11 protein-coding genes are annotated in these 13,102 nt (G+C 65.6%); 3 read left to right on the top strand and 8 right to left on the bottom strand.

Annotated elements, in window-relative coordinates:
- Positions 1-252: 252 nt before the first annotated feature.
- From AC1DKD_RS31020 to AC1DKD_RS31050, 7 genes are all read right to left on the bottom strand, one after another.
- Positions 253-1,257, bottom strand: a complete 1,005-nt coding sequence (locus tag AC1DKD_RS31020) for a T6SS immunity protein Tli4 family protein (protein ID WP_441627862.1) — start codon at positions 1,255-1,257, stop codon at positions 253-255.
- A gap of 98 nt (positions 1,258-1,355) precedes the next feature.
- Complete coding sequence (locus tag AC1DKD_RS31025; protein WP_441627864.1) at positions 1,356-2,000, bottom strand: hypothetical protein; 645 nt, start codon at positions 1,998-2,000, stop codon at positions 1,356-1,358.
- Positions 2,001-3,236: an esterase/lipase family protein gene (locus AC1DKD_RS31030; protein WP_477144108.1), complete on the bottom strand. Its 1,236-nt coding sequence runs from the start codon at positions 3,234-3,236 to the stop codon at positions 2,001-2,003.
- 705 nt (positions 3,237-3,941) lie between these two features.
- Positions 3,942-5,855, bottom strand: coding sequence for a squalene--hopene cyclase (shc, locus tag AC1DKD_RS31035; protein WP_477144111.1), 1,914 nt, complete (start codon positions 5,853-5,855; stop codon positions 3,942-3,944).
- 125 nt (positions 5,856-5,980) lie between these two features.
- Positions 5,981-6,556: a TetR/AcrR family transcriptional regulator gene (locus AC1DKD_RS31040; RefSeq protein WP_441627868.1), complete on the bottom strand. Its 576-nt coding sequence runs from the start codon at positions 6,554-6,556 to the stop codon at positions 5,981-5,983.
- Positions 6,557-6,726: 170 nt separating this feature from the next.
- On the bottom strand, positions 6,727-7,599 hold the full coding sequence (locus AC1DKD_RS31045; RefSeq protein ID WP_441627870.1) for a substrate-binding domain-containing protein: 873 nt from the start codon (positions 7,597-7,599) through the stop codon (positions 6,727-6,729).
- A gap of 137 nt (positions 7,600-7,736) precedes the next feature.
- A complete protein-coding gene (locus tag AC1DKD_RS31050; RefSeq protein ID WP_441627872.1) occupies positions 7,737-8,678 on the bottom strand; it encodes a LysR family transcriptional regulator in 942 nt (313 codons plus the stop codon).
- Between the two features lie 267 nt (positions 8,679-8,945).
- Between AC1DKD_RS31050 and AC1DKD_RS31055 the strand changes: the two genes are divergently transcribed.
- Complete coding sequence (locus AC1DKD_RS31055; protein WP_477144109.1) at positions 8,946-10,181, top strand: sensor domain-containing diguanylate cyclase; 1,236 nt, start codon at positions 8,946-8,948, stop codon at positions 10,179-10,181.
- Here the strand turns inward: AC1DKD_RS31055 and AC1DKD_RS31060 are convergent.
- Positions 10,178-11,236: an AraC family transcriptional regulator gene (locus AC1DKD_RS31060; protein ID WP_477102123.1), complete on the bottom strand. Its 1,059-nt coding sequence runs from the start codon at positions 11,234-11,236 to the stop codon at positions 10,178-10,180. The genes AC1DKD_RS31055 and AC1DKD_RS31060 overlap by 4 nt on opposite strands.
- A 217-nt stretch (positions 11,237-11,453) precedes the next feature.
- On the opposite strand from AC1DKD_RS31060, the gene AC1DKD_RS31065 reads away from it, so the two are divergent.
- Both AC1DKD_RS31065 and AC1DKD_RS31070 read left to right on the top strand, forming a co-directional pair.
- A complete protein-coding gene (locus AC1DKD_RS31065) occupies positions 11,454-12,587 on the top strand; it encodes an acyl-CoA dehydrogenase family protein (RefSeq protein ID WP_441636016.1) in 1,134 nt (377 codons plus the stop codon).
- 63 nt (positions 12,588-12,650) lie between these two features.
- Positions 12,651-13,102 (top strand): aldehyde dehydrogenase family protein (locus AC1DKD_RS31070; protein ID WP_477144110.1); only part of this gene is annotated, 452 nt, incomplete at its 3' end.

A 13,102-nucleotide genomic window follows, 5' to 3' on the forward strand; every position in this document is an offset into this window, starting at 1 on the left:
CGCATGAAGTGGAGCCGCGATGCTCCCGAAGACGTTCCATCAATCGCTGCCGCGAAGCCTCACTCCCCTGTTGGCGTCACGGCCCTCGACGCTGCTGCCGACCGTTGTTGTCCAGTCACCCTTTGAGTTATCGTAACGCCTCATTGCTATGTTGTTTTCACGGCTTTGATGAATGCGTTGCGTACTAAATCGACTGCTGTTTGCAAGCCTTGGCAGCATCGAAGCGATACTCCGGTTTTCCGTGACGACTCATCACATCGCCCCGGGTCGCAAATGCATGCTGTTGAGCAGCGTATCCCACGCCTGGATCGCGCCGGCCTCGTCGACGAGCGAAGATACTTCTTCCGGCTTCACCCCGCGATCCTTGTCAGCATCGGTCAGTGCACTTCCCAGCCTCAACTGGATCTCGGTGTGCGGTTGCGCCATCGAATGGTGGACCCCTGGCGCCAGAAGATAGAAACGGTATAGCTGGCTCCCACCCTCCTTGATGGAAAACAGCACTTCTTCCGCCTCCATGCCCGCGACCGGGCGCTTGCCTTCGCGCAGAATCTGGACGCTGCCTTGCGCGCGCAACTGCCGACGTAGATCGGGCAGGGTTTTGAGCAGCGACGATTGCTGATCCACATCCACCGCATCGCGCATCTTGATGACAAACGCGGACGCTCGGCCGGGTTGCAGGACAATGGTTTGCTCGGCCAGTTCGCTGTTGCGCGAAGGCCCGCCGATCAGTGCACCCGGAATGCAAAAGCCGCGTTCCGTTGGAACCGTCCAGTCATCGCGGTAAGTGATATTTTGGTATACATCGGTTGAGCGTTGCGTGACCTTCTGTATCCCGCTGCTGCGCTGAACGTCGAACTTCATGGTCAGCATCGTGCTGCCGGCGAGCACGTAACCCTCGGCGGTGAAAGGGTAATCCTCTCTCACCTTCGTTTTGAAAATCAACAGACGGGAATTGGGTGTGGGCGAAACGGCTTGCTCCAGCCAAGGAGCATCGGTCTTATGAAGACCATTGTCCCCCGTTCTCATCATTTCATCGGTGAGCGGGATGGACATGATTCGCTTGTTGGCTCGCAACTCGCTTTCGCGCGCATCGACTCTGTAGTGGAACGTTCCCGGGCTGACATCTCTGGCAATATCAATCTTGTTGCCCCAGTATTCGTATTTCTCGTAGCTGAGTCCGCTACGAGCAGGGCGATCCATCACAAGTCGGCCAATGCACCACGGACGCGGATCGGCAAGCAAGGGGTTGTTGGTCATTTCGGGCTCCACGGGAACCGTCCGCACGCAGGCGGACAGGCTACATATCGACAGGAAGAGGGCCGCGCGCAGTACGCGTGAACTGATCCGATTGGGATTCATTGGGAGGCCACCTTGGTGCTGTGCACAATCTGCGCCACGCTGTACAGGGTGGCCCAGCGTGTCCAGGGATGATCGAAACACTTCTGATGCTCATAGCCACCTTGCACAAAGGCCATCTGCACGCCCGTGGCTTTAGTTTCCGACAGATCCGGTATCACCCCACGGCCTTGCGCTGCGGCAGACCATGCCGGCACGGTGCCATCGCCTGGGATGATGCCGTTGTCTTTCTCTCCCGGCTTTGGCGCGACCGCTTGTTGTTGCACGGTGAGTGTGACAGTTCTTCCCCCGACCACGATCCTGAGTACGCCGTGCTGATCGTCGCCCACCCATTTAGCGGCTCTTAGCTCAGCTTCCCCGACACCTTCGGGAAGGTCGCCCCGCCACACCACCCTGCCCCAGGTTTGCAGGTTTTTCGCCGGTTCACTGAATTCCAGCTTGTCAGGCTCATGCGTGCCATCGGAGCGTTGTGGATCGAGCGCGCCGTCTCCGTACAGCGCATAGGTGTTGGCGTGGTAGTTGTTCATCAGCTCCTTTTGCCGATCCACTACATTACTCATCATTTTTTTAAAGTGTTCATGCACAGTGGAAGAATCCATTTCCTCTTCCAGGCGCTTCTTCACAATCCCTGCCGGATCTAACAACTAACTATCGGGCAACAACCCGTACCACGCGTCGTTGATGTAGAGCTCGTCCAGTGCGCTTTGCTTGGGCAAGGCCATACGTACTTCGCCGGCCTTATCCACAAAGATCCACCACGGCTTGCGATCGTGGTAATCCGGCATCGGCGACAACTCCATCGGACCTTCCGCGTTACTGGCAATCGCCACGAACTCGGCCGCGCAGCGGCCCATCAGGCTCTTGTTGATGAAATCCTCTCCCCCCGTGCGGAACCGTTTGGCAAACAGCGGCGCCCCGGTGGCAGGTTGCGCGCCGTGGATCACGCCGAGCATGTCGTTGGCGCCGCCGCAAAGTTGCGAGGCCATGCGCGCCACTAGGCCGCCCATCGAGTGCGTGATGATGATGGCCTTGTCCGTCCGGTTTTCCCGGCAGATCTCCCGGATGCCCATGATGCGCGTGACCTCCTGGCTCTCGGGATCCTTGAAATCCATGCCGTCCAGCACTTGCTGGCCTGAGACCTGATTCGACTGCAGAAAGTTGTAGCCAATGGCGTAGACGGGATAGCGATAGTTGATTAGTGACTTGAACACGTCGGAGCACGCGTCAATCGGTCCGCCAGGACCATAGGCGCCGTAATCGGATGGGTGCGTGCCAAGCACGGCTTTCAGCGCGGCCTTCTCGCCCTCTGCATCACCGTGTGCCCATTCGCCGTGGAGCTTGCCATCGAGCATGGGGTGGTTGAGTGTGTACTCCAGCCAGGCCAGCGTGGCCTGATAACTCCAGCGGTGCACCGTGCTCCAGCCGCGCCGCCTCGCCTCCTTCTCGCTCAAGCCGCTGTTACCTACTTTGACTGGACCGCGGGGATCAACCACGGCCGGTACGGGGTCGAAGCGTCTCGCGCGCCCGGCGGCGCTGGCGAACCAGCCTGCAATGACAGAAATCGCACCCGAAATGCCCGAAACCACGCCATCCATGTTGGGCGGGTACCACACTTCTTCACCGGTGTCCTTGTTGGCCAGTAGCGAGCCCATCACGCCAGGCAGGAAGATGACCGGAATGGGCGAGCGCGGATCAAAGCTTATTTCCTYGCAACGCTGGTCACTATCTGGCGTGAGCACTGCGCGTGCGGAGGCCACGCCATCCGGGTCGAATCCACTGGCAAGCCGGACAACGTCATCACTTCCGTGTCCGGTGTCGGGGACCGTTGCGTTTTGATTGTCTTGTGCGAGCGGATTTACGTCAGGTGTGCTGCTGCTCATAGGGCTACTCATGAGTCTGCCTGGTTTGCGAAGCGTTGGAATGACGTGCCAATACGGGGCCCATCACACGATCCTCCACCCGGAGATCAGCGCGCCATGTCTTGATGGCTCGTCCACGTCAATATCGCGCAATGGATGTGCTTTCCCTGGCCAACGAGAACGATCTGTGCCCCACTTGATCCGCCAAGGGACGGAGCAGCACAGGCTACCGCCAGCCACCTCCAGCAAGTACGCCCAGCGCGCACCGCCGTATGCGTTCCGTTGTTCAACAGGATCCGTCATGGTCTTCGCTCCATTGTCAGCGTGATCGAACTTGACGCAGGACTCTAAACGGCTTTCCTTATGCCATAAATGCCTTTTATACAATTTTTAAACAAAATAGTACTTTTAAATTAAACTCGTACTAGTCCTATATATCTCGGCAGGTCTCCGTGCTATTAAGCGCGGCGGAATACCTTATTGATCGTTGATCGAGCGGCGGTGGTAGCATTGCCTATTCAATGCACGCCGGTACTGCCCACTAGCCCCTGCGCGTGGCGGCTCAACGTCGTGTAGTTGGTGGGTATTGGGGACTGGCAAGTCGGGAAATGCGAGCACGCGGCTCCCCGGCTGCAGCCGTGTGGAGCGCTCCCAAGGGGGGCACGCCGGCCCGCGCTGCGAAGCGGGCCGTAGCGGTGTGCCAGAGCGTATGGGCCGCCCCGGGCCCTACTTCGCCGCCGGGCGCCTTGTCAGCTGACGGTAGCGCGTCAGCGCCCACAGCGGGAAGTAGGCGGTGTAGCCGTGGTACTTCAGGTAGTAGATGCGGGGGAAGCCCGGCGCATTGTGCGACGGATGCTGCCAAAGGCCGCTGCCAGTCTGGCAGCCCAGCAGGTAAGCGATGCCCCTGCGCACTGTGGGCGTATCCACCTCGCCCACGGCGAAGAGGGCCAGCAGCGCCCAGGCGGTGCAGTTGGGCGTGCTCTCRCCCCCATTGGTGCCCGCCAGCGAGTGGTCGAAGTAGCTGTCGTTGGTCTCGCCCCATCCGCCGTCGGCGTGCTGGCAGCGTAGCAGCCAGTCGACTGCCTTGCGGACATAGGGCTGGCGCACGTCCTCGCCCACCAGCGCCAGGCCCGCCAGCACACTCCACGTGCCATAGATGTAATTGCTGCCCCAGCGTCCCCACCAGGCGCCGTCGGCGCGCTGCGTGCGGCGCAGATAGGCCACGCAGCGCTCGACGGCGGCGGCGTGCGTTTCGCGGTTTCCGCTCAGGCCGATGCATAGCAGCACGCGGCCGGAAACGTCCTCGGTGGGCGGATCCAGCAGGGCGCCATGGTCGGCGAAGGGGATACGGTTCAGGTACTCGCGATCGCAGTTGGCATCGAAGGCGCCAAATCCGCCATTGCGCGATTGCAGGCCCACCATCCATTTCACGGCGCTCGCGACCGCGTCCTGGTAGCGTTCGGGCTGGCCGATCCGGCGCGCGTGCACGGCAAGCATGGCGGCCACCACGGCGCTGTCGTCGATGTCAGGGTAATAGGCGTTGGCGTACTGGAACGCCCAGCCGCCGGGCTGCACCGAGGCCGGCACGTGCTTGCCCCAATCGCCGCGCAGGTCTCGCACCTGCCGCGCTTCCAGCCAGTCGTAGGCGCGCTGCACCGCCTCCTGCGTGCGCGCGTCGGTGCCGGCGTGCTGCAAGGACATGATGCTCCAGGCGGTATCCCACACCGGCGACAGGCAGGGCTGGCAATAGGCCGAGCCGTCGGCGCGGCGCACCACGAGCTTGCGGATGGYGGCCAGGCAGGTAGCGCGGGCCGGATCCGTCTTCGGCACGCCGAGCAGCGCCATCATCTCGTACCAGTACACCATCGGCGGAAAGATGCCGCCCAGGCCATCCTCGCCGTTCATGCGCTTCACGCACCAGGCTTGCGCCCGGGCAACGGCCCGCCGGCGCACCGAGGAGGGAATCAGCGGCTCGATCGCGCGTGCCAGCTTGTCGACCACCAGGAAGGCCTTGCGCATCAGGCCTTCGCGGGAGAAATAGTGCCGCTCGCGCTCGGGCGGCGTGACGAACAGTTCGCTGACCCCGACACGGCGCGGATTGGCGGCCTTGGCCCGCATCGAGCACAGCACCGTCAGCGGTACCAGCGTGGAGCGCGCCCAGTAGGCCATCTTGTCCAGATGCACAGGCGCCCAGCGAGGGAACAGGATCAGCTCGACCGGCACGAAGGGGGTGGCGCGCCAAGGCACCTGCTCGAACGTGGCCAGGAGGATGCGGGTGAACACATTGGCCTTGGCGGCCCCACCCTGCGCCAGGATGGCGCGGCGGGCCTGGGCCATGTGCGGGGCCTCAGGGTCGTCGCCCGCCGCCTTCAGCGCGTAGTAGGCCTTGACGCTGCATGACACGTCGAGCGCGCCGCCGTGATACTGGTCCCAGCCGCCATGACGGTCTAGCCTCTGGATGCTTCGCAGGTAGACCGCCATCGCCGCCTGCAATTCGGCGTCGATTTCGTCCACGAAGTGCATCATCAGGATGTACTCCGCGGTGATGGTGGCGTCCGACTCTAGCTCGAAGCACCAGTGGCCGTCGCGATGCTGGTGGCTTAGCAGGGCCTCGCGGGCCGCGTCGATGGCCCGGTGCAGGTCCGCGCCGGCGCCCGGCGTGGCGGGCGTTTCCTGCTTGGGTGCGCCGGCGTCATGCCAGGTGCCAGGTTGAGCCTTTGGCTGGGTATTCGGTTGGGTATTCAATTGGAAATTCGATCGTGCGTTCATTGCGGCTGGCACCGCGTCATCTGGTCCAGCTGGCGCAGGACTTCCGCCCTCAGCCCGGGTTCCATCGACTGGCTGCCCAGCAGGTCGGCGAGCCACAGCCCGTCAGCGGCCAGGCGGCAAATCATCAGCCTCGCCGCATCTGCCGCGGGCAGCGGATCGGGGCGTGCGATTTCGGCGATGCGTGGCGCCCAGCGATCGCGCGTATCTGCATCGGTCAGCATCAGCGCCAACAACAGGTGCAGATAGCTGGCGGCGTCCTCTTTCCTCTCTTCCTGCAGCGTCGCCCGCATATAGGCCCGCGCCGCGCGGCCCTCGGCCTGCGTGTCGCTGGCGATCGCGGCGGCCACATCGGCGTTGAAGGTCTCAACCGCGTCGTCGAAGAGCGCGTCCAGCAGCGCCTGCTTATTGCGGAAATGATGCTGCAATCCGCCCTTGCTGACACCGGCACGCGCCGCCACCGCATCCAGCGTCACGGCGCGCAGGCCGGATTCGAGGGCGAGCTGGGCCGCGGCATGCAATAGCTGCGGGCGCAGCACGTCGGGCTGCTTCTTTCGGCGGTGTGCTTGTGTCATGGAGGCGGATCATACCAGCCAGACGGATTGTTTGGCGACAGGATGCGCTACGGGGTGGCGCGCGGCGCGGCAGCAACCCGCTGCGGCAGACACGCAGGAGCCGCATCGCCGCGGCCCCGGCTTGCCAGGGCTAGCGCCAGCGCGAGCGCGCAACCAGCGCCTCGCCCCTCTCACTGCCCCGGCTTATCCCCCACCACCGCATCCATCCCGCTCCTCTCGATCTCCCCTCTTGCCGCAGGCGAAGCCAGATACCGAATCAACGCCCGCCCGGCCTCCGGATGCTCCGCGCCCACCGGCACACCCGCCGCAAAGCTGGTCACCTGCTGCACCGCCTCCGGAATCTTCCCGACAAACGTGGCACCCGCCACCGGCAGCAACTCGCTGACCTGCTGCAAGCCGACCTCATAATCGCCCTGCGCCACCACGCTACCCACGGGGGTCTTCTCAATCCTATGCGCGCGCCCCTTGACCTGTTCCTCGATTCCCAGCTTCTTGAACATCTCCTTCTCGACATACACGCCGCTGGCGCTATCGGAATAGGCAATGGAGCGCGCCTCCAGCAACGTCTTGCGGAACGCATCGACGGTGCTGATATCCGGCTTTGGCGCGCCAGCCCGCACCGACAGGCCGATGCGCGAATCGGCCAGGGCTACCCGGCTATCCGGCACCACCTTGCCTTGCCGGATCAGTTCATCCAGCGCGTAGCCAACCATGATCACCACGTCGGCATGCTCGCCGCGCGCGAGCCGGTTGGGAATCGCCTCGGAGGACTTGCCCATCGACGGGCCCCACGCGGTTGACAAGGTATTGCCCGTGGCCTTCTCGAAGCCGGGTCCGAGTGCCTTGTAGGCTGCGGTGAAGCCGCCCGAGTTCATGACCTTGACCTCCTCGGCCAGTGCATTGCCAGCGCCCAGCGCAAGGCTGGCCACGCCGGCCAGCACCAGCGCCAGCAACGGCCGCTTGCGGGAATCAGGGGAGTTCGAAGGACGACTGCGGAGGGAGGTGACGACGGGGCTGGGCACTGCGGCGGACGATATGGGCATATGCGCTCTCGATGGGCATTGAAATGGGAAATGGGAACAGACAAAAGACAAAAGACAAAAGTCCTGCCCGCATCGGTCTCCGAGGGCAGGCAGCCCATTCTATGCACGCGCCGCGCGCCGCGATAATGCAATCTTTTTCAGCTTTGATCGCTTTCACGCATCAATGACCGCGCCCGGCCCCGCGCTGGCACCGCCTGCGCGACCATTTCGTACAACGCCTGCGCATGCGGCGACAGCATGCGCCCCCGGCGCCGCAGGATCCCCAGCATGCGGGAGACCGCGGGCTCGCGCAGGGGCACGGCGGCCAGCCCGGAGCGGTCGCCATCGGGCAGCGCCAGCCGCGGCACCGCTGCCACGCCAAGGCCGGCCTCCACCAGCGCCAGCACGCTGCTGACGTGGCGTACCTCGTAGAAGGCGGCCGGCCGCCGCGGCGCCTCCGCCAGGGCGAGATCCAGCATCAGGCGGTTGCCGCTGGACTTGGCCAGGGCCACCAGCGTGTGCCCGGCCAGTTCGGCCCATTTCACCGAGCGCCGCCGCGCCAGCGGATGGTCGCGGCGGCAGGCCAGCACGAACGGATCGCGCAGCAACGGCTCGAACAGCAGATCGGCTTCCTGCGTGCCGATAAAGTTCAGGCCGAAATCCGCCTCGCCGCTGGCCACGCTATGCAGCACGACGTTAGCCCCTTCGTCCACCATCTTGACGCGGACATTCGGATACTGCGCACGAAAACGCCCGATCACCGCCGGCAGGAAATAGTGCGCGGCCGAGGGCACGCAGGCAATGGTCACTTCGCCGGCGCGAGCCGTGGCGGCATCGCCGATGCCAAGTAGCGAAGTCTCCACTTCCGTCAGCACCGCACGCGCCTTGCCGACAAACTCCCGCCCAACCACAGTCAGGGTGACGCGGCGCGTAGTGCGCTCGAACAACTTGACGTTAAGCGCTTCCTCCAGTTTCTCGATGCGGCGCGACAGCGCCGGCTGCGACAGGTTGAGGGCTTCGGCCGCCGCGCGAAAGCCGCCTTGCTCGACCACTGCCACCATGGCCTGCAGGTCGCCGAGGTCGAATCTGATGTGTTGCATGGTTTTCCAGGCTGCGGCAATGAAAACAAGAGGGGAAGGACAGGATGACGGCAATACGGCCAGCGTCAGGGCATTGATGCGGAGTACCGATCAAAGCGCCCCGCTCCCCATTCTAGTCCCCTGACCTGACAGCCCCGCCGCAAGCCAATGGTCCACCCCCTCTTGCGTAGGTGGGTAGCGGCGACGCCGCTAGGGTATTCTCCCGAGCTTCCCGCCCGCCCGGGCACCCGCACCCAATCACGCGATACAACCGGAGGAAATCAGCAGATGTCGGACCCGTTCGCCCTGCTAGCCGTCACGACGCTGCTCAGCGTCATGATGCTGGCGATCGTCTGGTCGCTGCGCCGCTGCGGCCAGCCCGGCGTGAGGCACTGGTGGCAGGCCAACCTGACGGCCATGGTGGCGCTTGTACTATTTACGCTGCGTGGCCGGGTCCCCGACATCCTGTCGATCGTGGTAGCCAACGGCGCGCTGGCGTGGGCGCTGGCGCTGTTCCACGCCGGCATCGCGCGCTTCTGCGGGCGAGAGCCGCCCTGGCGGGCCATGGCGGCGGCGGCCCTCGCCGTGGTGGCCGGCATCGTGACGTGGCGCTATATCTACAATGACTTCAACGCGCGCGTTGTCGTCGTTTCGGTATTCCATGCCGTGCTGTGCGCCTGCGCGGGGTACGTGCTGGTGCGTTACCGCCCGCGCGCCCGCCCCACCAGCCACTACCTGACCACGGCCGGTTTCGCCTTTTTCCTTGCCGCCRCGCATGCCCTGCGCGGCATCTTGTCGGTGCTCTCGGTCATGGACGACCCGTCCACCATGACCTCGCCCGGACTGAATGCCGCCTTTCTCGTGCTGGGTGCGATGGCCACGCCGGGTCTCACCATGGGCGCGGTGCTGATGATCCACGATGCGATGGTGCACCGGCTCGAAGCCATTGCCAACAGCGACTACCTGACGGGCGCCATGTCGCGCAAGGCATTCGAGGAGGAAGCCTTTCGCGAACTGGCCCGCGCCGCCCGGGGCGGGCACCCGCCGGTGCTGCTGATCGTCGACATCGACCACTTCAAGTCGGTCAACGACACGTTCGGCCATGCCGCCGGCGACGCCGTGCTGGTCGAGTTCGCGCGGCTTGTCACCGCCAGCCTGCGCGCGCCCGACCGCATCGGCCGCATGGGCGGCGAGGAATTCGTCGTGCTGTTGCCAGCCAGTTCGCTGGAGGATGCCCGCCACGTCGCGGAGCGCATCCGCTCGCTGGCCGAGGCCAGCCCCGTCGGCGGCCCTTCCGGCACGGTGCGCTATACCGTGAGCGGCGGCTATGCCGCATGGCAGCCCGGCGAGAGCCTGCAGCAACTCACCGCGCGCGCCGATACCGCGCTCTATATGGCCAAGCTCTCGGGGCGCAACCGCGTGCTGCCGCATACGGCTGCCCCTGACGTCATGCCGCACGCCGCTCCGGCACATGCGGCGCAGCCCTCCGCCATGGGCCCTTCCGGCGAGCGCCAGCGCCGTTAGGGCATCGCGGGCGTCGTGGCCCGATACGCGCCCGGCCGCAGCCCGGTCCAGCGGCGGAACGCGCGGTGGAAAGCCCCCGGCTCGGCAAAGCCCAGTTCGGCGGCAATCTCCGCCAGCGGGCGGCTGGAATGGCTGAGCGCCTCGATGGCCAGGTCGCGCCGCAGTTCGTCCTTCAGTTGCTGGTAGGTGCCGCCCTCCTCCATCAGCCGGCGCCGCAACGACGATGACGACATATGGACATCGTGCGCCAGCCGGTCGAACGTGGGCCACTGTTCCGGCGGCTGGGCACGCAACTGGCGCCGCACGCGGGCCATGATGCTGCCCCGGTCGCTGTACTTGACCACCACGTTGTGGGGCGCGTCGCGCAGGAAGGCCTTGAGGCTGCGCTCGTCCTGGTGGACAGGCTGGTCCAGCCAGGCCGCGTCGAACACCAGCGCCGTGGCCGGCTCGCCGAACGCCAGGTGGCGCGAGTACATCAGCCGGTATTCCGCACTGTAGGCCGGCTCCGGATAGCTGAACGCCGCCAGCAGGACCGGCACGCGCCGGCGCAGCAGCCAGCTCATCAACCCGTGCAGCATGATCAGCATGGTCTCCTGGGCAAACACGCCCGGCGGCTGCGCCGATGGCGCCGTGAGCACCAGCGCCGCCCGCCGGCGCTTGCCGGCCCCGCTGCCGCCCCCCCGGCCGCCTTCGGCGCCAGCGCCTTCGCGCTCCAGGCGCACGCCGATATCGTCGAGCAGCAGCCCGAAATAGCGCACCACCCGCTCCAGCCCCTGCGCCAGCGTCTTGCTGCCCGCGACGGCGTGGCACAGCATGGCAAAGCTGCCGCATTTCATGCGGCGCGAATCCTGGCCAAAGAATTCATCGTCGAGCGCGGCGGCCACTTCCAGCCACAGGGCGCTGTAGCTTGCGGCGGACACCCGCGCCTGCGGCACCGCCAGCAGCGCCGGCGCGATGCCCGCGGCCTGCAACACCGGCTCCGGCGCGATGCCGCGCGCTCGCAGGCCCGCGATGGCGTGATGCACGAAGCAAATGGCGACGCTGTGTTTTTCCATGGAATGCAACGATCGGTACGGTACGGTTTGCCTGCCCGGGCTCGCCGGCAGTGGCAAACGAGTTCAGCAAGGTTGGCGGATTCTGGCATAGGAGCGCCCCCGCTGTCTTCCTACACTTGCTGCCATRCCCCCCGCCCACAGCGGGCCACCCGACCAACCGCCAGACGCCGCGATCGCGTGCCAACCCCACGCCGGTCCCGGCGCAACCCGAGCCGCCATGCATCAAGAATTCAGCGAACAGCAAGCCATGATCCGCGACACCGCGCGCGCCTTCGCCAGCGAACGGCTGGCGCCGGACGCCGCGGCCTGGGACCGTGCCGGCCAGTTGCCGCCGGAGGTCGTGACGGAAATGGGCGCGCTCGGCCTGCTCGGCATGATCGTGCCCGAGGAATGGGGCGGCACGTATACCGACTACATCGCCTATGCGCTGGCCATCGAGGAGATCGCCGCGGGCTGCGCCGCCTGCGCCACGCTGATGAGCGTGCACAACTCGGTGGGCTGCGGCCCCATCCTGCACTACGGCACCGAGGCGCAGAAGGCGCGCTACCTGCCCCGCCTGGCCAGCGGCGAGATGATCGGCGCATTCTGCCTGACCGAGCCGCAGGCCGGCTCGGAGGCGCATAACCTGCGCACCCGTGCCCGCGCCACCGACGACGGCTGGGTGCTGTCCGGCTCCAAGCAGTTCGTCACCAACGGGCAGCGCGCCGGCGTGGCCATCGTGTTTGCCGCCACCGAGCCGGAGCAAGGCAAGCGCGGCCTGTCCGCGTTTGTCGTGCCTACCGATACACCCGGTTTCATCGTGCACGCGCCGGAACGCAAGCTCGGCATCCGCGCCTCCGACACCTGCGCCATCACGCTGGAAGACTGCCGCGTGCCGCACGACGCGCTGCTCGGCGAGCCCGGCGAGGGCCTGCGCATTGCCTTGTCGAACCTGGAAGGCGGGCGCATCGGCATCGCCGCGCAAGCGCTCGGCATCGCCCGCTCCGCCTTCGAAGCCGCCTGCCGCTATGCCGCCGAGCGTGTGCAGTTCGGCCGCCCGCTGCGCGAGCACCCGCCGATTGCCAACATGCTGGCCGACATGGCTACCGAGCTGAACGCCGCGCGCCTGCTGGTGCACCGCGCCGCGCATATGCGTACCGCAGGCCAGCCCTGCCTGTCGGAAGCCTCGCAGGCCAAGCTCTACGCCTCTGAACTGGCCGAACGCGTGTGCTCCAAGGCGCTGCAGATCCACGGCGGCTACGGCTACCTGGAAGACTACCCGGTCGAGCGGCACTACCGCGACGCCCGCATTACCCAGATCTACGAAGGCACCAGCGAGATCCAGCGCATGTTGATCGCGCGCACCCTTTGAGCGGCGTGCCTGCTCCTTTCCTGCATTGACCCACCAAAACCCAGAACCGACGGAGACCACCCAATGAGTGCCCAGCCCGCTTCCGCAAATACCGCCGCCGTGCCCACCGTCAAGCTGTTGATCAACGGCGAGTGGGTGGAGTCCGCCGCCACCGAATTCCGCCCGGTGGTCAATCCCGCCACGCAGGAAGTACTGGCGCAAGTTCCCCTGGCCACGGCGGCCGAAGTCAATGCGGCCGTCGGCGCGGCGCATCGCGCCTTTGCCACCTGGCGCCACACGCCGTTGGGCGCGCGGCTGCGCATCATGCTCAAATACCAGGCGCTCATCCGCGAACACAGCAAGCGCATCGCCGCCATCCTCACCGCCGAGCAGGGCAAGACCCTGGCCGATGCCGAAGGCGATATCTTCCGCGGCCTGGAAGTGGTGGAGCACGCCTGCTCGATCGGCACGCTGCAGCAAGGCGGCTTTGCCGAGAACGTGGCCGCCACCGTGGATACCTACACCCTGCAACAGCC

This window comes from Cupriavidus sp. 05T313 (assembly GCF_056396665.1).

Bases quoted from the DNA above. Each gene is read 5' to 3' on its own strand.
- AC1DKD_RS31050 (WP_441627872.1), bottom strand. From the start codon at position 8,678: ATGCAACACATCAGATTCGACCTCGGCGACCTGCAGGCCATGGTGGCA.
- AC1DKD_RS31060 (WP_477102123.1), bottom strand. From the start codon at position 11,236: ATGGAAAAACACAGCGTCGCCATTTGCTTCGTGCATCACGCCATCGCG.
- AC1DKD_RS31065 (WP_441636016.1), top strand. From the start codon at position 11,454: ATGCATCAAGAATTCAGCGAACAGCAAGCCATGATCCGCGACACCGCG.
- AC1DKD_RS31020 (WP_441627862.1), bottom strand. From the start codon at position 1,257: ATGACCAACAACCCCTTGCTTGCCGATCCGCGTCCGTGGTGCATTGGC.
- AC1DKD_RS31045 (WP_441627870.1), bottom strand. From the start codon at position 7,599: ATGCCCATATCGTCCGCCGCAGTGCCCAGCCCCGTCGTCACCTCCCTC.
- AC1DKD_RS31040 (WP_441627868.1), bottom strand. From the start codon at position 6,556: ATGACACAAGCACACCGCCGAAAGAAGCAGCCCGACGTGCTGCGCCCG.